The organism is Biformimicrobium ophioploci (genome assembly GCF_030270605.1).
Lineage (GTDB): Bacteria > Pseudomonadota > Gammaproteobacteria > Pseudomonadales > Cellvibrionaceae > Biformimicrobium > Biformimicrobium ophioploci.
This window is the reverse complement of the sequence record NZ_BSYJ01000003.1, coordinates 291,619-315,533: the sequence shown is the minus strand read 5'-3', so window position 1 is coordinate 315,533 and position 23,915 is coordinate 291,619. Positions and strand designations below refer to the sequence as shown.

The following is a 23,915-nucleotide window of genomic DNA, read 5'->3' as shown; positions in this document are numbered from 1 at the left end:
CTGCGCCAATTTGTACCGTTTTGGTAATTAGCCTGACGGAGGGGGTTAGAAATCGTACTCGTCCGATCCGGCGCCAAAATCATCCCCTTCGGCAGGGGCGGTATTTTCACCGGGCTCCGATTCGGACGGCTCCGCAAACGGGTCGCTGTCAGCGGCTTCCGCTTCCGCACCACTGCTGCCAGAGGAGGTGTCGGAAGAAGCTTCGGTAGTGTCGTCGGATTCATCCTCACCGAAATCATCGTTACCGAAGTCGCCGAAGTCGCCACCGAAGTCATCCTCGATCTCACCGTCGGCGATCAGGTAATCGCGGCGCTGCAGGAATGCATCGCGCAACAGGGTATAGCGGTCCCCGCTCAGCAGTTCCTCCGCGCTCAGCAGGTCGGCACGGGTGTCTATGGTCCGCAACAGATAGAGCTGGTTGCGGGTGCGGGTGTTATCCAGGTAATTGGGCGGGTACAGGTAGTAATCGACAAAGTCGCCAGCGCCATCGCGGATTGTGGTCGGGCCATATAGCGGCACTACCAGGTAAGGCCCCGCCGGCAGGCCCCAGACCGCCATGGTCTGGCCAAAGTCCTCGCCATCCCCGGCCTCGATACCCAGCTTGGTGGCCACATCAAACAGGCCCACGATGCCGAATGTGGTGTTGATGCCAAAACGGCTGGCATCGCGCCCGGCCTCGCCCCATTTCCATTGCAGGGCACTGTTGACGCCGTTGCGAATCTCAAACAGGTTGCTGAAAAAGTTACCGATACCCGTTCGCACAAACTCCGGCGTCGCCTTCTGGTAGCCCTTGGCGACCGGCTTCAGAATCCAGCGATCGAACGTGTCGTTGAAGCCGAACATGACGCGGTTGAAGCGCTCCCAGGGATCGCGCTCGGCAAAGGACTCGCCATCGAATTCCTCATCGCCAAAACCATATTCATCATCGTCCCAGTCGCCGTCCGAACTGGCTGCAGGATCAGCGAACGGATCGTCTTCGAGCGCAAAGGGGTCCTCCTCTCCGGTGGATTTCTCTTCCAGCTCAGCCGGATCAGCAAAAGGGTCGCCTCCGCTGGATTCGATGCTGCTTTCCGGTGTGGCCGCCGGCTGTTCAGCGGGCTCCGGCGCGAGCAGCGCTGGATCGGGATCGGCAAAGGGATCGCCCTCAGTGCCAACAGCAGGTGCCGGGGCGGCAGCAGGTTCTTGGGCGGCAGCGGCGGGTTCTGCGAAAGGATCATCATTGGCGGCGGAAACCGGAGCTTCAGGATCTGCGGGCGCGGGTGCGTCGTCAGCAGCAACTGAATGCACAGAGAGAAGCAGCAGAAGCGCGGCGCCAGAGAGGCCAATTCTTGAAGGCAAGATCCAGGGTTTCCTTTCCATGTTTCGATTGGCGCGGATTCATCACTCGCCGCGACATCAGAATGGCACTTATTTTGCCAGATTTCTGCACATACTGTGATAGAAGTTTTTTATAGGCACAATTACAGGGATTTACACCCGGGGTTTTCTACCGCATTGCGGCCCCCTGTCCCATACGCAGTCTAGCCACAAATGATGCTTTTTTTGCGTCAGGCCTGGCTCTGTTGCGCGCACGAGCGGCACCCCGGGTGTATATAACCCCTTACACCGAACACGGCCACTATCAGCCCGAAGCAGGTTTAAGGACCGCCGCCAGTATGTCTCTGGACAACAATTTGTTGAGCAAATCTTCTCCAAACGATAACAGCCCCGCCGCATCAGCCTGGCCCATTTCCTGCGCCAGTACTTCCAGCGCGCCGCGGCCGGTCAATGGTTCTTCGGCATCCTGAAGTATCTGCAACAGCCGCGCTGTCACGGCATTCACCTGCATAAAGCCGACTTCTTCCTGGCGGTCGCGGTATACCAACAGGAAAGTGGGCTCCGCTGGCGGTTCCTGCGGCCGGAATTGTGGCCCGATCATATGCACCGGGTAGCGGTAGGACAGGCTCCAGACCAGTGGCGATACCTGCGGACAACCCTCCAGAACACCCGCCTCGATACGGCGCTCCGGGAAGTTTTCGTTACTGACATCCAGCGCCAGCTCCACCCACTCGTAATGGGCAAGTTCCAGCAGGAAATCCGGATCGCAATCGCGCGGCACATATTCCGATTGCAGGTACTGCAGGAATTCCTGGCTGATTTCCAGGAAATAAGGGCTCTGGGCGCGGTGCTTGCCAACGAACCCGCGTACCAATTCTGTCCAGTCGTCGTCCCTGTAGAGCGACCGGATCACAGGAAAACCGCTGGCAATAAAAGATTCGATATTATTGAAAATAAGATCCCTGTAGATCTTCATGCGCCGGTCTTCGATGCCTTGCGGCGCCGCCGCACGCTGTGGCTCCCGCAGGTGATCGGCGAATGTTTTCTGCACCTGCTGGAAAGCTGGCTCCGGAGTGCCCAGGCCCTTTGCCCTGTTCATGCTCCGCCCCTCGCCGCTACTTTTTCCGTATCTGCAAGCCGGCCAGCATGCGCATTCGCGCCTGCCTCTGCCTGCAGACGCTTGATTTTCTCAACCTCGCGTAACAGCTGGGGAAGCGGCGGTATGTTGAAGTCGCGTTCCAGCAGCGTTGGCAGCGGGCCATACAGTGCGTAAGCCTGTTGCAAAAGCGTCCAGACGGGGTCAATCACGTCCGCACCGTGGGTATCGACCTTCAGGTCCTCCGCCTCATTGAAGTGCCCCGCCACATGCATATAGCGTGCGCGGTCGCCCGGCAGGCCTTGCAGGAATTCGAGTGCGTCGTAGCCGTGGTTGATGGCGTTGACATAGATATTGTTTACATCCAGCAACAGGTCACAGTCCGCCTCAGCAATGACCGCATTGATAAAGCTGAGTTCATCCATTTCCTGCCCCGGCGCGGCGTAGTAGGAAACGTTTTCCATGGCGATACGCTGGCCGAGTACGTCCTGCACCTGGCGGATCCGTCCCGCCACATAGTGCACCGCTTCCTCGGTAAACGGGATTGGCATCAGGTCATACAGGTGGCCGTGTTCAGAGCAGTAACTCAGGTGTTCGCTGTAATAGCGGATGTTGTGCTCCGCCATGAATGCCTTGACGGAGCGCACCAGGTCCATATCCAGGGGTTCCGGCGCACCGATGGAGAGCGACAGGCCATGAATCACAAACGGAAAACGCTCCGTCATCTCGCGAAACATCCGTCCGTAGCGGCCGCCGACATTGATCCAGTTTTCCGGCGCCACTTCCAGAAAATCGACATCGGCATCCGACAGGGTAAGCATTTCTTCCATGGCGGAACGGCGCAGGCCGAGGCCGGCACCCTGCACCGGATATTTGTTAGTTTGCGAATTTTTCATGCCGTGTACCTGTGGTCGCTCTGCCCGACCAGGCTAAAAGCAGATGTGATTTGGATCAGGCAATAAAAAGCCGGGCACAAACGCTGCCCGGCTTTTACTAGAAACGGGCGCCGGGCTCAGCTACCGCACTTACCTTCGCCACATTTGCCTTCTTTCTTCTTGTCGGTGTCTTCACCGCACTTGCCTTCACCGCACTTACCTTCTTTCTTTTTGTCTTTGCCTTCGCCGCACTTACCTTCGCCGCACTTACCTTCTTTCTTTTTGTCTTTGCCTTCGCCGCACTTACCTTCACCACATTTACCCTCGCCACCTTTGTGGCCATCCAGGGTAGAGGAGAGGTTATAGCCTGCGGACAGCTCAACTGCAGCAAACGGATTCGCCGCTTCAGCGTTGGCACTGATTGCCGCCGAGGTCAGGAACGCTGCACCTACAGCGGCCGCTAACGGGGTCATATTCTTCTTTTTCATGTCGTGGTTTCTCCTGTGCAGAACCCTAATCGTAAACACCTTGTTAATAGACAGCCTGAGCAGGCTCCGGCAGGCGAATAGCACCACCGGGGCATCCAGTGCCATAGTATTTCAGACTTCCAACTGTAGAATAAGTTTCGCCGCAAACGACGCAAAAAAACCTTTGCGATGCACAAAAATCGACACTAGCCGAAAAAACGTCCTGTTTTGCGCACCGCGATACCGAATCTTTGTTCTCCGTTGCACACGCCTTGGACTGACTATTCCAGCTCAGCGGAAACCTCGCGCCAGTATTTGGCCAGCCGCTTGGCAGATACCGGCATCAGTGTCTTGAGCGACTGCGCGAACAGTGATACCCGAAACTCCTCCAGCATCCAGCGATACTGCGCCAGCGCGGGAGTAGCCATCAGGGTTTCGCGGCCGTGTTTTTCCAGCGCGTCACGCCAGGGGTCCATGGCCGCCTCCAGCTCCAGCTGCAGCCTGCGGTCCCGGTTGACGTCCAGCGCCGCCTTTTCCAGCCGCAGGTTGATGCCCTTCAGGTAGCGCCCGTACTGGCGCAGCCATTCCAGTGGCGTATCAAACATGCAGCCGCGGTAGAACAGCTCACCCAACTGCTTGCCCATGTCACCAATAGCCATGGCCAGCGCAAGGTTTTTCTGCTGCTTGAGCTGCTTGCGCAGCGGCACCAGCTCCGCCAGTGCCGCCACCAGCAGGTCCGCGTATTCCTGCGCGACTGCGACCAGCTGCTGCTGTTTTTGCAGCGCCTGCTCAAATGCCTCACGAGAGCGCGGCCAGTTCTCATCCGGCCAGAACAGTTCGCGACAGGCTGCCAGCAGGATATCTTCAGCAACGTCCTCGCGGCGCCCCATGTCTGCGGCAGACAACCCCAGTTCTTTACCGCGCAGCAGTTCCTTGCGCAAATATTTTGCGGTGTCCTGCATTTCCAGCAAGGCGAGCCGACAGATGGCCTTGCGCGAAACGCGGCGTGCCTCGGCGGGGTTATCGAGCATTTTCAGGGAAACCGAATCCCTGGCCGCGACCAGCGCCGGATAGGCCTGTACCGTCAGCTCCCCCTGCGGCAGCTGGCAACGCTCCTTCAGTTCGCCAAAATCCCAGCGGGTAATTTCATCCCGCTCGAGAGATTCTGCCGCAGAGGCCAGACCTTCCTGGACGCGGTCACGGTAACGCGCCTGCAATGCGGCCAGATCCCTGCCCTGCTCGATCAGCTTGCCGCGCTCATCCACCACCTGAATATTGAAGCGGTAGAAATTGTCCAGCTGCACCGCCGCCCAGGCTTCCTCCGGCACTTCCTGCAGGGTCTGGCGCTTGAGTTCGTGTGCGAGGGATTGCCACAGCGGGCTGTCTGAAGCCTGCATGCGCGGCAGCGCCTTGTCGACTGCCGCCGGCACCGGCACAAAATGGCGCCGCCACTGTTTCGGCAGCCCCTTGATCATGGCGATACATTTGTCGCGCAATATGCCCGGCACAACCCATTCCAGCCGGTTGGCGGGCACCTGGTGCAGCACCCCTACAGGGACGCGCAGACTGACCCCGTCGGCCACATTACCCGGCTCAAAGTGATAGGCCACCGGATACACCACGCCTTGCCAGGTAAGCTGGTTCGGGAATTGCACCTCGCTGACATCCCCCGCGCCCTGCTGGGTCAGCATTTCGCGTGACATGAACAGCAGCCTGGGCGTTTCCTTCTCCACCGACTTGCGCCAGTGCTCGAAACCCGCGAGGTTCACTACATCCGCCGGCACCCGCTCATCGAAGAAGTCGAACATCACCTGCTCGTCCACCAGGATGTCGCGGCGACGGGATTTGGCTTCCAGTCCCTCCAACTCTTCGCAGAGATCCGCATTGAATTTCGCAAACTTGCCCTTGCCGCGATAGCGACCCTCGACCAGCGCCGAACGGATGAATACTTCGCGACAGGTCTTCGGGTCGATCTTGGAGTAATTGATCCGCTGCTTTTCCACCAGCACCAGGCCGTACAGGGAGATTTTCTCGTAGGCCATGACCGCGCCGCGCTTCGGATCGTAATGCGGCTCGGAATAGTTGCGGCGCACCAGGTGCTGCGCGGCTTCCAGTACCCATTCCGGCTCGATCCTTGCCACCCCATGGGCGAACAGGCGACTGGTCTCCAGCAACTGCGAGGCCACCAGCCACTTCGGCGGTTTCTTGTATTGCCCCGACCCGGGGAACACGAAGAAGCGCCGGTTGCGACAGCCGGCAAATTCCTTGTTCTCCTCGCGATAGCCAATATTACCGAGCAGGCCGGTCAGCAACGGACGGTGGACGTCGCTATAGGTGGCGGGCTCGTGGTTTTCCTTCAAGCCCAGATCCCGCGCAGCAAGCCGCAGCTGATGGTGAATATCCCGCCACTCGCGCATGCGCAGGAACGACAGGAAATTTTCCTTGCACCACTTGCGCAGCTGATTCTGGCTCAGCTCCTGCCGCTGAGCCTCGAAAGCGCCCCACAGGTTGACGTAGGCCAGCAGGTCTGAATTTTCATCGCGCCACTGGCGATGCTTTTCATCCGCAGCCTGCTGCTTTTCTGCCGGCCTCTCGCGCGGGTCCTGTACAGCCAGCGCACTGGCAATGATGAGCATTTCCGCCAGGCTGCCACTTTTCTCGGCCGCCAGCAGCATTCGTCCCAGGCGCGGGTCCACCGGCAGGCGCGCCAGGGCCGCGCCGGACTTAGTCACCACGCCTTTGTTGTTGACCGCCTGCAATTCCTGCAGCAGGGAAAAGCCATCGTTGATCAGGCGCTCGTCCGGCGGATCCACAAACGGGAAATCGCGGATATCGCCAATACGCAGTTGCAGCATCTGCAGAATGACCGCTGCAAGGTTGGTACGCAGAATTTCCGCATCGGTGTATTCGGACCGTGACAGGAAATCCTGCTCGTCGTACAGGCGCACACACACACCCTCGCTGACACGGCCGCAACGGCCCGCGCGCTGGTTGGCGCTGGCCTGCGAAACGGCTTCCACCGGCAGGCGCTGCACCTTGCTGCGGTAGCTGTAGCGGCTGACCCGTGCGGTACCCGGGTCGATCACATAGCGAATTCCCGGCACGGTAATGGAGGTTTCCGCCACATTCGTGGCGAGCACGATGCGCCGGCCCTTGTGCCCCTGGAACACGCGATTCTGCTCAGCCATGCTGAGGCGCGCATACAGCGGCAATATCTCCAGGTGCGGCAACTGCGCCTTACGCAGGAAGTTGGCGCACTCGCGAATTTCGCGTTCACCACTGAGGAATACCAGCATGTCGCCGCCGCGCTGGTCGCTTTCCCTCTCATGTGCGAGCAGGCCTTCCACGGCCTCGAGGATCTGCTGGTTGAGATCCATTTCGCCGCCGGCAGGTGGCTCATAGCGGATGTCCACCGGATAGGTACGGCCGGATACCTCGATGATCGGCGCTTCATTGAAGTGCTTTGAGAATTTTTCCAGGTCAATGGTGGCCGAAGTAACGATAACCTTGAGGTCCGGACGCTTCGGCAAAATCTGTTTGATATAGCCCAGCAGGAAATCGATATTGAGGCTGCGCTCGTGCGCCTCATCGATAATCAGGGTGTCGTACTGGGTCAGGAAACGGTCACGCTGGATTTCCGCCAGCAGGATGCCGTCGGTCATCAGTTTGATATGTGAGTGCGGTGTGCTGTGGTCAGTGAAGCGCACCTGATAGCCCACAGACTCTCCCAGCGGCTGGCCCAGTTCCTCGGCAATGCGACTGGCAACAGTACGCGCCGCAATCCGGCGCGGCTGTGTATGGCCGATGCGGCCGAAAATACCGCGTCCCAGCTCCAGGCAGATCTTGGGCAGCTGGGTGGTCTTGCCTGAGCCGGTCTCACCCGCAATCACGACCACCTGGTGCTTGGCAATCTGTTCAGCGATCTCCTCGCGACGCGCCACCACGGGCAGCTGCTCGGGCCACTGTGGCGTCGGCAGCTTGTCGCGCCTCGCCTGCACCACTGCCACAGAAGCCTCTATTTCTGCAGCGGTACGCACCAGCAGGCGGTCGTACGGCTTGCCGGCTTTGCGGCGCTCGCGGATATCCCGCAGTGCCCGGCGCAGGCGATGTCGGTCCCGTAACAGGCACGTATCCAGCAGGCCGGACAGGTCGTCCAGGCTGGGCAGGTTTTCGGGACTGATTGGTTCCCTTGGCTCTTTCGGCATAAAAACTCGTCACCTAATTACAGCCGCGCATTATAGCCCGAGCATTTGCCCTACGTGTGATGGGGCGCCAGTCTATACTCACTCAATTCTTTCGAATCCTTCCGATCACTGCGGAGTTACCATGCAGTCGAACAAACCCTCCCCCCCGAAAGTTGGCGAAATGATGGGGCACCCGAAGGGCCTCTTCCTACTGTTCGGTACCGAGATGTGGGAGCGCCTGTCCTACTACGGCATGCGCGGCATTTTCGTCCTTTACCTGACCCAGGCTGCAACCGCGGCAGTATTTGGCTGGGACCAGCTCTCCACCACACAGCTGCAATCCAAGGCACTGGACTACCTCGGCTGGTACGCCATGCTGGTTTACCTCACACCGGTTATCGGTGGCTGGTTCGCGGACAATGTCTGGGGCCAGCGCAAGTGCATCATCGTGGGCGGCATCCTGATGATGCTGGGACAGTTCGCACTCGGCTTCCCCCACAGCTGGCTGCCGGAAGGCTCCCAGCTCACCATGTTGTGGGTGGGCCTCGCACTTCTGATCCTGGGTAACGGCTTCTTCAAGCCGAATATCTCCACCATGGTGGGCGACCTGTACAAGGAAGGTGACAAACGCCGCGATGCGGCCTTCACCATTTTCTACATGGGTATCAACCTCGGCTCAATCCTGGGTTACCTGCTGATCGGCACCATCGGCGAGAAAATCAATTACCAGCTGGCATTTGTCGCGGCCGGTATCGGTATGCTGGTCGGCCTGATCATGCAGCTGACCATGTCCGACAAGTACCTTGGCAACATCGGCAAACAGCCTTCTGCCAAGCTGGCGGCCAGCGCCAACAAGGGCCAGGATCTGGCGCCGCTCACCCCGGTGCAGCGCGACCGCATCAAGGTCATCCTGATCCTCGGCTTCTTCACTGTGGTGTTCTGGGCCGGTTTTGAGCAGGCTGCGGGCTCCATGAACCTGTTTGCCAAGAACCATACGGACCTGAACTTCTTTGGCTGGGAAATGCCGGCCAGCTGGCTACAGTCAGTCAACCCGCTGTTCATCATTATCCTTGCGCCGATCATTGCGAGCATCTGGGTCAAGTCCGGTGACAATGAACCCAGTTCGCCGGCGAAGTTCTCGCTCGGCTTGATCTTCCTCGGCATCGGCTTCCTGTGCATGGTGGGCGCTGCCCTGGAAATCGGCAACCTGGAAAGTGGTATCAAGGCGAGCCCCTGGTGGCTGGTGGCTGCCTATATCTTCCACACCATCGGCGAGCTGTGCCTGTCACCCATTGGCCTCTCAATGGTGACCAAGCTGTCGCCGCTGCGTTACCTGTCACTGATGATGGGCCTGTGGTTTGCCTTTATCGGTATTGCCAACAAGGGCGCTGCGGAGATCGGTAAGCTGGTGGGCGAGTCGGGTCCTCTTGCCACCTTTGGTGGTGTCGCTATCGCAGCGATAGGCGCGGGCATTATCCTGTTCTTTATCCGGGAAAAGCTGGTGGACTGGATGCATGGCGCGGAAGAGGTGCACACCGAAATCAAGAGCACTACTCAGGAAGAGCTGAGCATCACCGCGGATCACGAAGCTATGCCGCGGGATCACGGATCCTAAACATACGACCGACCGCAGCAATATCACCGGGGGAGTGTATTTCGAAACCGTCGCGCACATGGACGTGCGCGCCGGAGCTACAGGGAAGTATTTATGCGTTTTCGAAATACACGACCCGCGTGATGTTGCGGTTCTCCATCCTTACCGCCCCTTCACAAGGCTGGCAATACCGCGATCAATCCCCTCAAGCGTCAGCGGAAACATCCTGCCATCCACCAACTGTTTCACCATCTCAGTGCTGTGGGTAAACTCCCAGTAACGCTCTTCAGTAGGGTTCAGCCAGATCAGCTTGTCCCAGGTCTCACTAATGCGCTGCATCCAGGTCGCACCCGGCTCTTCGTTCATATGTTCGACACTGCCGTAACGGCTGGTGATCTCGTAAGGCGCCATGGCGGCATCGCCGACAAAAATCACCTTGTAGTCCTTGCCGTAAGTACGCATTACCTCGAGTGTTGAGGTGGCCTCCTCAAAGCGGCGGCTGTTGTCCTTCCACACCTTTTCATAAACGAAGTTGTGGAAATAGAAATACTCCAGGTGCTTGAACTCGGTGCGGCAGGCGGAGAAGAGCTCCTCGCATACACGGATGTAAGGATCCATGGACCCGCCCACATCGAAGAAGATCAACACCTTCACCGCATTGTGTCGCTCCGGCACCATCTTGATATCCAGCATACCGGCATTGCGCGCCGTGCTACTGATGGTGTCGTCCAGGTCGAGTTCTTCCGCTGCACCGGTGCGAGCGAACTTACGCAATTTGCGCAGCGCCACCTTGATATTGCGGATGCCCAACTCCACGCTGTCATCGAGGTTGCGAAACTGGCGTTTGTCCCAGACCTTGACCGCACTGCGGTTGCGACCCTCGCCGCCAACGCGGATGCCTTCCGGGTTGTAGCCGCTGTTGCCAAACGGGCTGGTGCCACCGGTGCCAATCCAGCGGTTGCCGCCCTGGTGCCGTTTCTTCTGTTCCTCCAGGCGCTTGCGAAATTCATCGAGCAACTTCTCCAGACCGCCCATGCTCTCGATCTTGGCCTTTTCTTCCTCGGACAGCTGCCGGATGAACTCCTTGCGCACCCAGTCCTCCGGAATCAAAGCTTCGAGCACGTCATCCAGGGTTTCCAGTTCCTTGAAGTAGGCGGCAAACGCACGATCGAACTTGTCGAAATGCTTTTCATCTTTGACCAGGCAGGTGCGGGACAACAGATAAAAGCCATCCATATCGGCAAAGACCAGACGCTGCTTCAGCGCTTCCAACAGTACCAGCAGCTCGGTCAGGCTGACCGGCACCCGGTAGCGCCGCAGCGTGGAGAAAAAACCGATCAACATCAGCGGTTTTCTCTGCGCGCCATGAATGCAAGCCTCTCGAGCATATGTACGTCCTGCTCATTTTTCAGGAGCGCACCATACAGCGGCGGCACCGCCTTGGTGGGATCGCGATCACGCAGCACTTCCTCGGGAATGTCATCTGCCATCAGCAGCTTGAGCCAGTCAATCAATTCGGAGGTGGACGGTTTCTTCTTGAGACCCGGGACTTCCCGCACCTGGAAGAAAAGATCCATAGCTTCACCTACCAGGCTCTGCTTGATGCCCGGGTAGTGGACGTCAACGATTTTCTGCATGGTTTCCCGGTCCGGGAAGGTAATGTAGTGGAAGAAGCAGCGTCGCAGGAAAGCGTCCGGCAACTCTTTCTCATTGTTTGAAGTGATGATGACGATAGGACGCTGGCGCGCCTTGATCACCTCGCCGGTTTCGTAAACGAAGAACTCCATCTTGTCGAGTTCCACCAGCAGGTCGTTGGGGAATTCAATGTCGGCCTTGTCGATTTCATCGATCAGCAATACCACCGGCTCATCGGCGTCAAAGGCCTCCCACAGCTTACCGCGCTTGATGTAATTGGAGATATCGTGAACCTTGTCCACCCCCAGCTGGGAGTCACGCAGGCGCGATACAGCGTCGTACTCGTATAGCCCCTGCTGCGCCTTGGTGGTGGATTTGATATGCCACTGGATCAGCTTGAGGCCGAGGCTCGCCGCAACCTCCTCTGCCAGCATGGTCTTGCCGGTGCCGGGCTCACCCTTGACCAGCAGCGGCCGCTGCAGGGTTACGGCCGCATTGACGGCTACCTGCAGGTCATCCGTTGCAACATAGGAGTCTGTACCGCGGAAACCGTCACCGCCGTGATTGGAACCAGTTGAATCTTTGGACATAACTTCACCGTTTTATCGTCGAATGCCCCGATTTTACGTTATTCCAGGTTCCTGGCCATAATCAGGATGTCCCGCCCCTGGCGACAATAACGCTCATATGGCTGGCGAATCTCTGGTGGCACATCTTCCGCAGACAAGGGTTCAAAGCCGCCGAGCCGGTAGAAGCCCTGAAGATGGGAAAACGGGTAGCACCAGACGGTATCCCGCGGAAATGCCTGCAACAGCTGCTCGAGCATCAGGGTACCGACACCCTCGCGCCGGTATTCCGGGGAAACCGCCATACTGCGGAGGAACCAGGCCGGCCCCATAGCTGCCAGTTCTTTTGGCTGCATGCGCACCGCGCCGACGATCACAGCACCATCACGCACCACCATCACGCGCTCGCCGCGACCGGCACTGGCAGAGTAACGAATGGACTTGTAAAAACGATTCACCAGTGGCAGCTGCACCGGCTCAAGGAAAGAAGCTTCCATTGGGGAGAGTGACAAGCAGTGATTGAGAGGGTCAGGCTACCGCGTTGCTGCGCTTGCTGACAACCTGCTTGCCACGGTCGGTGATGAACCAGCGGATACCCATGCGGCTATGGATCTTGCCCGCCATTTCCAGCACCAGCAGGTTATTGAGGGAGCGGGCAATGGAATTTTCGGCCATACCCGCTTCCTCTGACATGCCCGCCACCGAGCGAAATACACAGTTGCCATCGGCCAGCAGCTTCAACACCCGCAGTGCGTTATCGTCCAGCTTGCGGATCTCCTGGAAGTCCAGGGTCGCACCGGATTGGGGATCTCCCTCGATTTCGTGCTCCAGCAGCGGATCCAGCTCCAGCTGCATGGCCCGCATCTCCTGCTCCAGGTGTTCAACCCTCGCGCGAGCAATGCTGGCGTCGCGCAGCTGGCGCCGGGCGGCATTGAAGACAAAGAAACGGGATGCGATGGCGGCCAACAGGCAGTAGCCGGTAAAGACAAGCAGGCGCGACGGATCGCCCTGGATCTCGATAATAAGGTCGCTCTGCTGGAACCTGAGCACCACTGGTACCAGGAGTGCGCCGCAAAGCCCGAGAATGAGGCAACGGGCCAGGCCAGCGGGATCTTCTTCGGTAAAGAGCATTTGGTAGTAATTGACCAACCCACCCAACACCCCGGAGACAATCATTACTGCCGCCAGAATCAAGATATGGTCAATCATTCCCTACCCTCAGTGCCTGCCCGGATACGGCGCAGCTTTGCTTCCTTATCGTCAGGTTAGTGTAAGTGAGGGATGCAGCTCCTGCCGCCCGGATTCCGGCAAGAGCCTATATTCTGGCGCCACGAATTGCATTCTGTGAAACACAACGGGAACCGGTTGGCCGCTCAGTGACCAACTTCAGGTGAGCGTTCTATTCTTCCACCTTGCGGCGCTCGCGATGGCGGGCGTAGGTAAAGGCGCCAAGCACCCACAACAGCAGCACCGCGAAGGCGCCGGCACTGGCAAATACCAGGTTGGCCGCAACTTCCGCTGAAGCTTCTTCCTCAAATACCAACTGGTAAATATACAGCGGTAGCGCCGGCATCATGGGCGCGTCGGGCTGGGTGCCCTTGCCGGGCACCAGCAACAGCACCGCCAGCAACAGCAGGAAACCCCGGCGAAACCAGCTCCAGCCCCAGTTGCGCATCAACCACCAGAGGGATACCAGCAGAATTCCTGTACCGGCCAGATACAGGTGCCATGCAGTCTTGAATTCTTCAGCCATAGTGTCTCTTAAATCAGTTTATTCGAATTATTTTCCGGAAAATCATTCCTGGTCGTCTACCCAGTAGATGATGTGCTCGTCGTAAGCATCAGGGTGCACGAACTCATCGGACACCACCTTGCCGCGCACTGAAATCCCCGCTTCATGCACGGTATCCGCAGACCCGGATACCAGTGGATGCCACCACGCCAGGGGTTTGCCTTCCGCAATGAGGCGATAGGCACAGGTGGCCGGCAACCAGTGGAATTCCGCAATTCTACTGATATCGAGGTTCATACAATCCGGAACCAGTTCAAGGCGACGCTCATACTCGGTGCAGCGGCAGTGGTCTTCGTCGAGATAACGACATGCCACACGGGTGGTCACCACCTCCCCGCTGTCCTCGTCCTCAAGCTTATGCAGGCAACAACGTGCACAGCCATCACACAGGGATTCCCACTCTTCCCGCGTCATTTCCTGCAGGGATTTACGCTGCCAGAATGGCTGTTCCATACAGGGTTACCGGGTTAACTTGGTATTCTTGAGGCTGATCTCGCGCATTTCGTCATCCTTGGCCGGAGGCATCTGCAGGTAAAAGCCCTGCCGGCGGATCTCCGCCATGACTTTGGCCGCGTCTGCGCGTGCCAGTTTCTTGCCGGGTTCCAGTAGCATGGTGACCACGTGCACCGGCTCGCCAAAAATTTCCCGGAGTTTTCCCGGTATGCGCCTGGTACCTTCACGCTTATCCACGTAAAGATACATTTCTTCCTCGCGAGCGCTTTTGTAGATATCACAAATCAATTTCACCGCTTCCGCTCCTCGAGAATTTCCAGCAACTCTTCACCCAGTACATGACCGCGCCAGCCGCGCAGCCTGCCATCCAGCACCTGCTTCCGGGAAAGCACCAGCTCTTCAAGTTCTTTCTTGCGAATCAGGAGCTCCGGTGGCATGTCCAGCGCCTCCGCGATACGCCGCACTTCCTCCCGTAGCAGTTTCAGGGTTTCACCCTGATAACGGTTCAGGGGCTTGGACAACAGCGGCGGCAGGCTTTCGCTGTTGCGGCCTTTCTCGACCAGATCAAGGATAGTTTCACCGTCGATACGCAGCGAACGCCCCTCCACACCGAGTGCTGCCAGCGCACCCCTGGACTGTGGCAACTTGCGCGCGATATCCAGGCACACGTTTTCCCGCACCAGCCTGTTCCTGGGCAGGTCCCGTTTACGCGCCTCAATCTCGCGCCATGCACAGATCTCGCGCAGCACGGAAAGCTGCTCGCGGGAAAGCTGCCATGCGCCCTTCACTTTTACATAGTAGTTTTGCGGTGGCTCTTCATGGTCAAAAGCCGCCACCAGGGCCGTACAATCCTGCGCCAGCCAGTCTTCGCGCTCCAGTTCGCGCAGGCGCGCCTTCAACAGCCCGTAAATTACCGGCAGATAGGCAACATCCAGCGCCGCATATTTTTTCTGCGCATCGCTCAGGGGGCGCTGCAACCAGTCCGAGCGCGTCTCGCTTTTCGGCAGCTCGATATTCAACGTGGCCTTCACCAGGTTGGCGTAACCAAGGCTACTGCCGTGGCCGCACATCGCCGCCATGATCTGCGTATCCACAATCGGTGTCGGGCAGCTGCCCAGCAGGCACACAAAAGTTTCCAGGTCTTCAGAACAGGCATGGAAAATCTTGATGACCTCGGGATTGGTCAACAAAGCCTTCAGCGGCGAGAGATCCTCGATGGCGAGGTTATCGATCAGGTAGCAATGGCGCCCGTCGCTGACCTGCACCAGAGCGGGAATCGGAAAAAAAGTGCGGCTGCGCATGAATTCTGTATCGACCGCAATGGCGGCCTGACTGGACCAGGATTCGCACAACCGAGCCAGCTCTTCCCCGGAGTCTACCCAGCGGGGCGTGGTATCAATTACATTTTCCGACATCAAATGACCTGGCGACTGCTAAAGGCGTGGGCAAGGGTTCCGCCATCAATGTATTCGAGCTCACCGCCAATCGGTACGCCGTGCGCAATACGACTGACCTTGACGCCCTTGCCGCGCGCACGCTCAGCAATGAACTGCGCCGTGGCTTCGCCCTCGACGGTGGGGTTGGTGGCGATGATCAACTCCTCCACCGGCTCGCTGTCGAGACGGCTCATTAACAGGTCGATGCCCAGGTCGCCGGGGCCAACACCGTCAATCGGCGACAGGTGTCCCAGCAACACGAAGTAGCGGCCGTGAAAATTACCGGCCTGTTCAATGGCAAGCACATCTGCGGGCGTTTCCACCACGCAGAGCACGGAAGCATCACGATTGGGGTTGTCGCAGAGCGCGCAGGTTTCCGCCTCGGTCATGGTGCGGCACTTGCTGCAGTGGCCAACCTTCTCTATCGCAAGGGTCAGGCGCTCTGCCAGCTGTGCAGCGGCCTCGCGATCCCTCTCCAGCAGGTGCATCGCCATCCGCTGCGCAGATTTCGGGCCGACGCCCGGCAGGCAACGCAGCGCCTGGATCAGGTTTTCAATCAGGGGACTGAACATAGGTATGTTTTCGATCCATGTTTAGATCATTTTATTTTCGGGCACCTGTCTCCGGGGCCCTCTGAAATTCGGTCCCCGGGTAGCCCCCACGCAAGATAAAGCCGCTTAGCCAAACGGGAATTTGAAGCCCTCCGGCATCTGCATGCCGCCTGCCAGCCCACCCAGTTGTTCCTTCTGCTGCTTCTGGACCTCTTCCTCGACTTTGCGCACGGCATCATTCACCGCCGCGGCAAGCAGGTCTTCCAGCATTTCCTTGTCTTCCTTGAGGAGGTCCGGGTCAATCTCGACCGAAACCACATCGTGACGGCCATTCATGACAACCTTGACCATGCCCGCACCGGCCGCGCCCTCAATGCGCGCATCCGTCAATTTCTGCTGCATCTCTTCCATGCGGGTCTGCATTTCGGTCTGCATCTGCTGCGCCTGTTTCATCAGGTCGCCCAAACCTTTCATCACTTCTTCCTCTACCTTTTTCAAAAGCCGGATTCACCGGCTATAAGCTATTCGAGATATTCTACCGATTCGTCCAGCAGTTCCGCACCGAGGGTGCTGCACAGCCCCCTGACTACAGGGTTCTGCGCGAGGGAGTCCCTGGCTGCGACCAGTTTCGCTTCGCGGGTTGCGGTCGCAAGCCGCGCCGGGGTGCCGCCGGACACACGACCAACCTGAATCTGCACCTGTACCGGCTGACCGAAAAAGTCACTGAACAGGTCCGCCAGGCGGCGCTGGTGCGCCTCGTCATAGAGGCTGCTGAATTCTTCATCCAGGGTGAACGCCAGCAGGTTTTCCTGCCGCCCCACCAGCTCCATATGCGAACTGATGCTGTGCAGGATGCCGCTGACTTTCAGCTGTGGGTAAATTGCCGGCCAGCTCCCCGGCGACAGGGCCTTGAACAGCGCCTCAGGCCCCTGCCCCTCCACGTTGACCGCGTCAGGTTCGGGCGCACCGCCGGTTTCCGCCGTCACGGGCGCGGCCGCCTCCGGCTTGCGCAGTGGTGTTTCACTGGCAGGACGCGGCGCGGATTCGACCTGCGCCAGCTGCGCGCGCAGCGCGGCAACCTTGGCCGCCTTGTCGGCTGCGCTTTCAACCGGCGCTGTGGCCGGGGCTTGCTGCTGGGCTGACACCTGCGGCTCCACCGGTGCGGGCGATTGCAGCTCTGCACTAGCTTCTGACGGCTGCTCCTCCGGCATAGCCCAGGGCGGGCACTCTTCCGGCGCGGGCACCGCCTGCTCTGGCATTTGCGGTGCAGGTTGTACCTGCGGTGCAGGAGCCTGAGGCGCTTCCGTCGCGACCGCTGTAACCGCCGCAGTTTCTACTTCCGCTTCAGGCTTTTTTGCCGGGGCGGGTACCTCTTGTTGGGGCGCCTGCTGATCCGGTGCCTCCTGATGCGGGACAGGCTGAACGGCCTGCTGCTGCGCCGCCTCGAGCGTCTGCACCGGAATATCGTCCACGCCCTGCGGACGGAATGCGAGCATGCGCAGCAATGCCATTTCAAAGCCACCACGCGGATCCGGCGCGAGGGGCAGATCCTTGCGCGCAAGAATCGCCATCTGGTAGTACAACTGGATATTCTCCGCCGGCATCTGCCGTGCGAATTCGAGCACCTGGTCGCGATCGCCGAGGGCATTGTCCACCGCGTCCGGCACGGCCTGGGCCATGGCAATCCGGTGCAGACAGCTTGCCAGCTCGCCCAGGGTCGCACGGTAATCCGGCGCCTGCTCCGCTAGCTGGGCCACTGCATCAAACAGGGCCGCCGGCTGCTCACTTTGCAGAGCTTCAAGAATTTTCCAGACCAGGCCGGCGTCGATGGTACCGAGCATTGCCCGCACTTCTGGCTCCAGCACCTTGCCACCGCCAAACGCGATCGCCTGGTCCGTAAGGCTCATGGCATCACGCATACTGCCATCGGCAGCGCGGCCGAGTTGCCACAGCGCCGGCTCGTCGAACGGCACCAGCTCTTTCTCAAGTACATACTTGAGATGCTCGACAATTCGCTCCGGGCTCATGTTTTTCAGGTTGAACTGCAGGCAGCGGGACAGCACCGTGACCGGCAGCTTCTGCGGATCTGTCGTGGCCAGCAGGAACTTGACGTGCGGGGGCGGCTCTTCCAGCGTTTTCAACAACGCATTGAAGGAGCTGTTGGAAAGCATGTGCACTTCGTCGATCAGGTAGACCTTGTAGCGCCCGCGAGTGGGTGCGTACTGCACGTTTTCCAGCAGCTCACGGGTATCCTCCACCTTGGTGCGCGAGGCCGCATCCACCTCGATCAGGTCGACGAAACGCCCTTCGGCGATCTCTGTACAGGTGCCACAGGTACCGCAGGGCTCGGAGCTGATGCCGGTCTCACAGTTCAGGCACTTGGCCAGGATCCGCGCGATGGTGGTCTTGCCCACACCCCGGGTGCCAGTAAACAGGTAGGCGTGGTGCAGGCGGCCGTGATCCAGCGCATTGATCAGGGCCTGCAGTACATGCTCCTGCCCCACCATCTCCCGGAATACCCGGGGGCGCCACTTACGGGCCAATACCTGATAGCTCATTTATTCTCCAGCATGCGTGCGAGCCTGCTCGCAAGGCGCGTCGATTTCTGTGCAAAGTCGCCCATTATAGCGACATCCGGCCGGCGCGACAGGGGGCAAAAGCCCTTGCGCCGGGGCGCCATCGGGGCGTTGGGGTATGTTGCGGGGTGTGATATAACTGCCACCGGGATTGGGACACTGTTCTCAATTTAGCCCGTGATCCGGGGCACCCCGATAAAGAACGCCACAAGCGGGACACCACAAATAAAGAATGAATAGATCGCGGCACTCGCTACTGGAGAAGCTCTTTACCCAGCACGGTCAGCCCCTGGTGCGCTTCATTGCGAGAATCACCCGAAATACCGAGGATGCCGAGGATATCGCCCAGCAGGCTTTCGTCCGCCTGCAGAAGATGAACAGCACCACGGAACTGGATAACCCCCGCGCCTACCTCTATCAGATTGCCAACAACCTGGCCGTGGACCAGCTGCGCAGGGGCAAACTTCACCAGGAATACCTGAACCAGCAGCGCCCGGCCGAGGGCGAGGACTTTGGCGGCCCCGAAGAGAGCCTGTCCCCGGAGCGGGTGCTCGCCGCGCGGCAAAAGCTGCAGACCATTTATGACACCATGGACAAGCTGCCGCTCAAATGCCGCCAGGCATTCCTGTTGCACCGCACCCGTGGCCTGTCCTATTCAGAGATTGCGCACGAGATGAACATTTCCGTCAGCAGCGTGGAGAAATACATCCTGCAGGCGCTGCGCGCATGTAAAAAGCACGCCGAAGCGAACTGACCTGGCAGTTTTGGTCATATTTCGGGCGAGCTTTTCGCAAAAATCGCGCAAATTCACCAATTTTTGATTCTTTCAAAATTTTTCTTGAGGACAAGCGGGTTTATCCCGTCTAGCTTACAAAGGGCACAGCTGATCGAGATCATGCTGCGCCACTAAAATGAATAACGTAACTTGACGGATAAATATTTCCGATTCGCTCGCAGCTGGTAACGGGAAGCGCGTCAGGTTAACAAAGCGATGAAAACGCCGGCCGGCAAAGTATCGGCAACCATATCGGCGAGAGAGAAAACGGGAAAGACAGTGGACCGCACCGAAGCCATCAGCGAGGAGAAGCTTGACCAGGCCTATGCCTGGGTCGCGTGCCTGCGCTCCGATCAGCTGAGCGCCTCGGATCGCGCTGCCTTCTCCACCTGGATCCAGGCCTGCGACGAAAACCGGGCGGCGTTTGACGCTGCCGTGGAGATGTGGGCCGACCTGGGTGCCCTCTCTGCCCTGCCACTGGACGAACTCTTCCCGGAAAGCGTACCTACTACCCGGGCCGCATCCGGCACAGCCACCCCGCGCAAGCCCGCTCGCAGCTGGTCACCCATGGCCTGGATGGGTGGTGGCCTGGCGGCCGCCTGTCTGGCGGTCGTCGCCTGGTTGAACCTGCCCGCAGAAAAACAGGACATGCAGCGTTACGCCACCGCCGTTGGCGAAACCCGCGTAGTTACCCTGGTGGATGGCAGTTCGGTACACCTGAACACCAATACCGAGCTCGAAGTCAGCTACAGCCGCGGTGCGCGTGAAACCCGCCTCACCCGCGGCGAAGCCTTCTTCTCCGTCACCCACCTCACCGGCCGGCCGTTTACCGTCGAAGCCGGCAATGCCGAGGTCCGGGTACTGGGCACTGAATTCAATGTCGAGTTTGGCCGGGAAGCCACCCGGGTCGCCGTAACCCAGGGCACGGTTGCCGTTTCAGAAACCGGCGCCGATGACACCCTGATGGCAGATTCGGTCAAACTGACCAAAAACCAGAAAGTGAGCGTGGGCAAGGCCGGCATCAGTGCCGTCAAGGCGACCAGCGAAGAGCAGGTGCTGGACTGGACCCGCGGAATCCTTGTTTTCGATTCCACGCCGCTGGCGGAAGTTCTTTCCGAATTGAACCGCTATCTGAGCAAACCGGCCTCCGCAAGCCCGGATGCACAGCAACTTGCCGTATCCGGCACCTTCAAGCTGTCCAATCCGGAGGGCACCCTGGCCGCCATTGCCACGGCCCTCAACCTGCAAACTGACGACAGCGACCCCAACCTGACTCACTTGTCTGTCCCTACTAAGTAAGTTATAAACCCGCCTTGTGCACAATAATTGAGCCGCCAGCTGGCAGCCTCTTACTTGTGCGGGCGGTTATATTGCAGCTCGCCGCTGCCCGCCCAGATAACCAATAAACCTCTGCTCTACCTGCCCGGCCTGGCCAGGCTGAGCCTGACCGGGCGTACTGGCGAATGAATTGGCGACTGGCGACAGCACCGATTGCAGCACTGCTGGCACTGGGAAACCCGGCGCACGCAGACACCTGCGCCAGCGAAAACCTCTCTGTCCCAGCCGGCCCACTCGAAAATGCGCTGATCTCGCTGGGAAAATCCTGCAAAGTGTCGGTAATTTTCGAGAGCAAGGCGGCAGCCTCACTGCTTGTGCCCGCGCACACGTTCGCGACCAGCAGTGGCGATGTGGATCAACTCCTGTCCGATTTCCTGCAAAGGACCCAGTTTGACCACCGCAAGATTTCTCCCGGCGTTTATGCAATCGTCGATCGGCAGCGCCGGATAGATGAAGAGTCTGTCCCGGTCGAGGAAAAGCCAGACGAGATTCTGGTAACCGCACGCCACCTGACCGGCACACATTTGCGCCGCCAGCATTTTGACGGCTACGCCCCGGTAGATGTACTGGCCCAGCCGGAACTGGAAATCACCGGCGCCCGCACCGTTGCGGAGCTGCTCAAATATTTGCCATCCGTTGCCGGTAACTCCACCAGCACCGCGGTCAGTAATGGCGGCAACGGCACGGCCTCGGTCACCCTGCGCGGCCTGCCAGCCACCAACACCCTCGTACTCCTGAATGGTCGCCGGGTCGCACTGGATGGTTACGGCGGCAAGTCTGCAGACCTGAACAACATTCCTCTGGCGGCAGTCGACCGTATCGAGATCCTGAAAAGCGGCGCATCCGCGGTATACGGTTCCGATGCAATCGCGGGCGTGGTCAACATCATCCTGCGCACCGACTTCACAGGCTTTGAAGCCAACAGCTACGCGGGCTCCTCCGAGCAGACAGGGCTGGATACCAGCTCCCACCATATAAGCTGGGGCACGAATGGCGAGCGCGGCCAGGTCATGCTCAACCTGTCCCACTACAAGCGCTCGGCGCTCTGGAGCCGCGATCGCGCACTGTCGGAGAACGCCGACAATCGCAACCGGGGCGGCAGCGACCAGCGTTCCAGTGCCACCCCCAATGCACGCATCCTGTTCAGCAGCGACGGCACCCGGATACTGCGGGAGGGCGCGGATGGCGATAGCCCCGACGACTTCCGCGCAGCCACCGCCGAAGACCTGTTCAATTACCGCGAATACACCTCATCGACCTCGCCTTCCGAGCGTGATGCCCTGTACCTGTACGCGAGCGGCGACCTGACCGACGGCACCGAAGTTTTCCTGGAGAGCCTGCTGTCGCGCACCAAATCCAGCGTGGTGTACGCTCCCACGCCGGTATTCACCCGCTTTGACAATGGCGACCTCACAGTGGCGCCCGACCAAGCCTACAACCCGTTTGGTGAGGCTGTTGGAGACGTGCGCAAGCGTTTCGTCGAGCTGGGCCCGCGGGTCCAGGACAACGCGACAAACAACCTGCGCTTCACCCTCGGCATCAACGGCGGCAGTGAAGACTGGGTGTGGAATATGGCACTCAACCATCATGTCGCCAGCGCCGATGAAAACATCAGCAACCTGATCGACCCGGTCAGGCTGGGACAGGCCCTGAAAGGCCCCGATGCCTGCAGCGGCGACTGTGTGCCGGTGAACCTGTTCGGTCCTGCCGGCAGCGTCACTGCGCAGCAGGCAGACTTCATTCGCGCGCGCGGTACATTCGACGGCTATAGCCGCCTCTCCTCTTTCAGCGCCACCTTCTCCGGCATACCCGCGCAATTGCCTACCGGGGAACTGCTGGTGGCAACGGGTTTCGAGCTGCGCAGCGAACATATCGACTTCCACTCAGGCAACGGCGCCGGCACAAACATCGGCAACCTCACGCTGCTCGGCACTGTGAATGCGGGCGCGGCGGAAGGGGATCGCCTGGTGGCGGAGGCCTTTGCCGAGAGCTCGCTTCCGCTCGTCAAGGACAGGCTCTGGCTGGACGGCGCGGTGCGCCATTCCGCCTATAGCGATTTCGGCAAGACCACCAACCCGCGGGTGAGCCTGCGGTTTGAACCCCTGCCTTCAGTGGTGATGCGCGCGAGCTACGCCACCGGCTTCCGCGCGCCATCACTTTCCGACCTGCACCAACAGGGCTACGAAAGCCAGGCCTTCCTGGTAGACCCCTGCGCATCGAGCCAGGGCCCGCGCAGCGGCGGCTGCCTGTTGCCATCCGACCCCACCAGGATTCAGTTCCTGACACTCTACAGCGGCAACCCGGATCTCAAGCCTGAGACGTCCGAGAACGTATCCGTCGGCGTAATCTGGACACCGGCGAACATCAAATCCCTACAGGCCAGCCTCGATGCATTCGAGATCCGCCAGAATGACGTGGTCGACACCAACCCCCAGTACCTGCTCAATGAAAACGCGCGGCTGGGACTGTTCCGCGACCAGGTGCTGCGCGACAGCTACGGCGATATCACCAGGATCCTGGCCCCCACCATGAACATCGGCGCGCGTGAGATTCGCGGTGCGGATCTGTCCGTGCGCTTCGACCGTCAGACAGAGAAGCTGGGCAGGCTGAAGCTGTCCCTCAACGCGTCCTACACCGACCGCTACCGCAATCAGGCCGCACCTGGGGTACCGTTCCACGACGTGGCAGGCACCTTTACCGATGAGGCCCGCGGCGGCCTCGGCGCAATCCCGCGCTGGAAAGCCAATACCGGCCTCTACTGGCAGCGCGGCCGCTGGGAAGGCGGTTACACCGTACACTTTGTCGACGATCTGAAAGAAACCTTCGAGGTTGGCAAGAACACGGTACGCACCATCAAGTCCTGGACCAGCCACGACATGCAGATTGCCTACGCCATCCCGGCGGGCATCCGCGTGGCCATCGGCGTGGACAACCTGCTCGACCAGGCACCCCCGTTTGCCGCAACGGCATTCAATGACAACTTTGACGCACGTACCTATGATCTGGGCGGCCGCTACTGGTACACCACGTTTGCATTGAGCCGCTGAGGAAAAAATCCTCGCGAGCCTACCTGACAAACCTGTCTGCAACCCCTTTCCTCCCCAAAAGCCCTTTTTAGCGGAAAAATTTCCCAAATTTATTACGGTACTTTACGCGACATACGTCTCAAGATTGTTGGGATAGAACAGTTGCTTGGGGGCTGCTGTTCGACACAACGCCAAATTTGGCAAAACAATCAAAAAGATCCAACGATCAAGAGA

Annotated in this window: 20 protein-coding genes; 4 read left to right on the top strand and 16 right to left on the bottom strand. The window is 59.3% G+C overall.

The genetic code is table 11. From position 1 onward, the window contains the following. Positions 1-45 precede the first annotated feature (45 nt). From QSJ80_RS08110 to hrpA, 5 genes are all read right to left on the bottom strand, one after another. The gene (locus QSJ80_RS08110; RefSeq protein WP_285763930.1) at positions 46-1,338 is read right to left on the bottom strand and encodes an MlaA family lipoprotein; all 1,293 of its coding nucleotides are present in this window, start codon (positions 1,336-1,338) and stop codon (positions 46-48) included. A 283-nt stretch (positions 1,339-1,621) separates the two neighbouring features. Then, entirely contained in the window at positions 1,622-2,416 is a 795-nt protein-coding gene (locus QSJ80_RS08105; protein WP_285763929.1) for an HvfC family RiPP maturation protein, read from the bottom strand. After that, complete coding sequence (locus tag QSJ80_RS08100) at positions 2,413-3,309, bottom strand: HvfB family MNIO-type RiPP peptide maturase (RefSeq protein ID WP_285763928.1); 897 nt, start codon at positions 3,307-3,309, stop codon at positions 2,413-2,415. Before QSJ80_RS08100 ends, QSJ80_RS08105 begins: the two co-directional genes overlap by 4 nt. A 116-nt stretch (positions 3,310-3,425) precedes the next feature. Continuing rightward, positions 3,426-3,776 carry an HvfA family oxazolone/thioamide-modified RiPP metallophore gene (locus QSJ80_RS08095; protein ID WP_285763927.1) on the bottom strand — a complete coding sequence of 117 codons (351 nt, stop codon included), beginning with the start codon at positions 3,774-3,776 and terminating at the stop codon, positions 3,426-3,428. Between the two features lie 260 nt (positions 3,777-4,036). Continuing rightward, entirely contained in the window at positions 4,037-7,960 is a 3,924-nt protein-coding gene (gene hrpA, locus QSJ80_RS08090) for an ATP-dependent RNA helicase HrpA (RefSeq protein ID WP_285763926.1), read from the bottom strand. A gap of 121 nt (positions 7,961-8,081) precedes the next feature. On the opposite strand from hrpA, the gene QSJ80_RS08085 reads away from it, so the two are divergent. Next, positions 8,082-9,554, top strand: coding sequence for a peptide MFS transporter (locus QSJ80_RS08085; RefSeq protein WP_285763925.1), 1,473 nt, complete (start codon positions 8,082-8,084; stop codon positions 9,552-9,554). A gap of 141 nt (positions 9,555-9,695) precedes the next feature. On the opposite strand, the gene QSJ80_RS08080 is transcribed toward QSJ80_RS08085, so the two are convergent. The 11 genes from QSJ80_RS08080 to dnaX form a co-directional block, all read right to left on the bottom strand. Continuing rightward, complete coding sequence (locus QSJ80_RS08080; protein WP_285763924.1) at positions 9,696-10,877, bottom strand: vWA domain-containing protein; 1,182 nt, start codon at positions 10,875-10,877, stop codon at positions 9,696-9,698. Further along, positions 10,877-11,758, bottom strand: a complete 882-nt coding sequence (locus QSJ80_RS08075) for an AAA family ATPase (protein WP_285763923.1) — start codon at positions 11,756-11,758, stop codon at positions 10,877-10,879. Before QSJ80_RS08075 ends, QSJ80_RS08080 begins: the two co-directional genes overlap by 1 nt. 38 nt (positions 11,759-11,796) lie before the next feature. After that, positions 11,797-12,231 carry a GNAT family N-acetyltransferase gene (locus QSJ80_RS08070; protein WP_285763922.1) on the bottom strand — a complete coding sequence of 145 codons (435 nt, stop codon included), beginning with the start codon at positions 12,229-12,231 and terminating at the stop codon, positions 11,797-11,799. A gap of 31 nt (positions 12,232-12,262) precedes the next feature. Then, positions 12,263-12,943, bottom strand: coding sequence for a YEATS-associated helix-containing protein (locus QSJ80_RS08065; RefSeq protein WP_285763921.1), 681 nt, complete (start codon positions 12,941-12,943; stop codon positions 12,263-12,265). 190 nt (positions 12,944-13,133) lie between these two features. Next, entirely contained in the window at positions 13,134-13,487 is a 354-nt protein-coding gene (locus QSJ80_RS08060) for a hypothetical protein (RefSeq protein ID WP_285763920.1), read from the bottom strand. 42 nt (positions 13,488-13,529) lie between these two features. Continuing rightward, positions 13,530-13,979 (bottom strand): YcgN family cysteine cluster protein, encoded by a 450-nt coding sequence (locus tag QSJ80_RS08055; protein ID WP_285763919.1) that lies wholly within the window; start codon positions 13,977-13,979, stop codon positions 13,530-13,532. A 6-nt stretch (positions 13,980-13,985) separates the two neighbouring features. Further along, positions 13,986-14,273 carry a YcgL domain-containing protein gene (locus tag QSJ80_RS08050; RefSeq protein ID WP_285763918.1) on the bottom strand — a complete coding sequence of 96 codons (288 nt, stop codon included), beginning with the start codon at positions 14,271-14,273 and terminating at the stop codon, positions 13,986-13,988. Then, complete coding sequence (gene rnd, locus QSJ80_RS08045) at positions 14,270-15,394, bottom strand: ribonuclease D (RefSeq protein ID WP_285763917.1); 1,125 nt, start codon at positions 15,392-15,394, stop codon at positions 14,270-14,272. The genes QSJ80_RS08050 and rnd overlap by 4 nt, the downstream gene beginning before the upstream one ends. Continuing rightward, complete coding sequence (gene recR / locus QSJ80_RS08040; RefSeq protein ID WP_285763916.1) at positions 15,394-15,987, bottom strand: recombination mediator RecR; 594 nt, start codon at positions 15,985-15,987, stop codon at positions 15,394-15,396. The genes rnd and recR overlap by 1 nt, the downstream gene beginning before the upstream one ends. Positions 15,988-16,092: 105 nt before the next feature. Continuing rightward, positions 16,093-16,440, bottom strand: a complete 348-nt coding sequence (locus QSJ80_RS08035) for a YbaB/EbfC family nucleoid-associated protein (RefSeq protein WP_285763915.1) — start codon at positions 16,438-16,440, stop codon at positions 16,093-16,095. A 47-nt stretch (positions 16,441-16,487) separates the two neighbouring features. Further along, positions 16,488-18,524 carry a DNA polymerase III subunit gamma/tau gene (dnaX, locus tag QSJ80_RS08030; RefSeq protein WP_285763914.1) on the bottom strand — a complete coding sequence of 679 codons (2,037 nt, stop codon included), beginning with the start codon at positions 18,522-18,524 and terminating at the stop codon, positions 16,488-16,490. Between the two features lie 250 nt (positions 18,525-18,774). On the opposite strand from dnaX, the gene QSJ80_RS08025 reads away from it, so the two are divergent. The 3 genes from QSJ80_RS08025 to QSJ80_RS08015 all read left to right on the top strand — a co-directional run bounded on the left by QSJ80_RS08025 (position 18,775) and on the right by QSJ80_RS08015 (position 23,702). Next, entirely contained in the window at positions 18,775-19,296 is a 522-nt protein-coding gene (locus QSJ80_RS08025) for an RNA polymerase sigma factor (protein ID WP_285763913.1), read from the top strand. 300 nt (positions 19,297-19,596) lie between these two features. After that, the gene (locus tag QSJ80_RS08020; RefSeq protein ID WP_285763912.1) at positions 19,597-20,616 is read left to right on the top strand and encodes a FecR family protein; all 1,020 of its coding nucleotides are present in this window, start codon (positions 19,597-19,599) and stop codon (positions 20,614-20,616) included. 164 nt (positions 20,617-20,780) lie between these two features. Next, entirely contained in the window at positions 20,781-23,702 is a 2,922-nt protein-coding gene (locus QSJ80_RS08015; RefSeq protein WP_285763911.1) for a TonB-dependent receptor, read from the top strand. Positions 23,703-23,915 lie beyond the last annotated feature (213 nt).

Excerpts from the sequence above, each read along its gene's own strand:
- QSJ80_RS08105 (WP_285763929.1), bottom strand. The coding sequence starts at position 2,416 with ATGAACAGGGCAAAGGGCCTGGGCACTCCGGAGCCAGCTTTCCAGCAG.
- QSJ80_RS08100 (WP_285763928.1), bottom strand. The coding sequence starts at position 3,309 with ATGAAAAATTCGCAAACTAACAAATATCCGGTGCAGGGTGCCGGCCTC.
- QSJ80_RS08095 (WP_285763927.1), bottom strand. The coding sequence starts at position 3,776 with ATGAAAAAGAAGAATATGACCCCGTTAGCGGCCGCTGTAGGTGCAGCG.
- hrpA (WP_285763926.1), bottom strand. The coding sequence starts at position 7,960 with ATGCCGAAAGAGCCAAGGGAACCAATCAGTCCCGAAAACCTGCCCAGC.
- QSJ80_RS08085 (WP_285763925.1), top strand. The coding sequence starts at position 8,082 with ATGCAGTCGAACAAACCCTCCCCCCCGAAAGTTGGCGAAATGATGGGG.
- QSJ80_RS08080 (WP_285763924.1), bottom strand. The coding sequence starts at position 10,877 with ATGTTGATCGGTTTTTTCTCCACGCTGCGGCGCTACCGGGTGCCGGTC.
- QSJ80_RS08075 (WP_285763923.1), bottom strand. The coding sequence starts at position 11,758 with ATGTCCAAAGATTCAACTGGTTCCAATCACGGCGGTGACGGTTTCCGC.
- QSJ80_RS08070 (WP_285763922.1), bottom strand. The coding sequence starts at position 12,231 with ATGGAAGCTTCTTTCCTTGAGCCGGTGCAGCTGCCACTGGTGAATCGT.
- QSJ80_RS08065 (WP_285763921.1), bottom strand. The coding sequence starts at position 12,943 with ATGATTGACCATATCTTGATTCTGGCGGCAGTAATGATTGTCTCCGGG.
- QSJ80_RS08060 (WP_285763920.1), bottom strand. The coding sequence starts at position 13,487 with ATGGCTGAAGAATTCAAGACTGCATGGCACCTGTATCTGGCCGGTACA.
- QSJ80_RS08055 (WP_285763919.1), bottom strand. The coding sequence starts at position 13,979 with ATGGAACAGCCATTCTGGCAGCGTAAATCCCTGCAGGAAATGACGCGG.
- rnd (WP_285763917.1), bottom strand. The coding sequence starts at position 15,394 with ATGTCGGAAAATGTAATTGATACCACGCCCCGCTGGGTAGACTCCGGG.
- recR (WP_285763916.1), bottom strand. The coding sequence starts at position 15,987 with ATGTTCAGTCCCCTGATTGAAAACCTGATCCAGGCGCTGCGTTGCCTG.
- QSJ80_RS08035 (WP_285763915.1), bottom strand. The coding sequence starts at position 16,440 with ATGAAAGGTTTGGGCGACCTGATGAAACAGGCGCAGCAGATGCAGACC.
- dnaX (WP_285763914.1), bottom strand. The coding sequence starts at position 18,524 with ATGAGCTATCAGGTATTGGCCCGTAAGTGGCGCCCCCGGGTATTCCGG.
- QSJ80_RS08025 (WP_285763913.1), top strand. The coding sequence starts at position 18,775 with ATGAATAGATCGCGGCACTCGCTACTGGAGAAGCTCTTTACCCAGCAC.
- QSJ80_RS08015 (WP_285763911.1), top strand. The coding sequence starts at position 20,781 with ATGAATTGGCGACTGGCGACAGCACCGATTGCAGCACTGCTGGCACTG.